This window comes from Pseudomonas sp. PDM16 (genome assembly GCF_014851865.1).
In the GTDB taxonomy this organism is placed as follows: domain Bacteria; phylum Pseudomonadota; class Gammaproteobacteria; order Pseudomonadales; family Pseudomonadaceae; genus Aquipseudomonas.
Genome location: NZ_JACVAM010000034.1, coordinates 1 through 423 on the forward strand (window position 1 = coordinate 1; position 423 = coordinate 423).

Annotated in this window: 1 protein-coding gene; it reads right to left on the reverse strand. The window is 47.8% G+C overall.

The features are described 5' to 3' along the window. Positions 1-81 precede the first annotated feature (81 nt). Positions 82-423, reverse strand: a 342-nt coding sequence (locus IB234_RS23830) for a hypothetical protein (protein WP_192322330.1), incomplete at its 5' end; no start/stop codon positions are given.

Here is a 423-nt window from a genome sequence, read left to right on the forward strand (position 1 = left end):
CTAACGATTAAGCTAAGGGGCCGGCTTCGCCGGTCCCAGCGAACGGAGTGAGCGCTTTGAGCGCATTGTTAGCGGCCATGCTCACCAAAGCGCCTCTAAGTTTACTGCCACTTCTGGTTTGAGAGTAATTACACAAAGAGTCTCTCGATCAGATGTGGTTTTGATGAATAACTGCTCTTGCCCGTCGAGGGTTTGAAATACCCACTCAGTAACCATGACTAGCTTGAATTTTATAAGGGTTCGGTTTGCCTGGCGCCACTCAAGGGAAAATTCAGCTTCATCTGGTGCAACTGTAGCTATTACGGTGTCTGAGCCCCGTGTTGTAATAAAGCGCGCGCCATAGAACCAGTCCATTTCATGTGTCCACTCAGGCTCGGACTCAAAAAATTCAATAAAGCTGAGGAGTTCCAATTTATTGCTCAT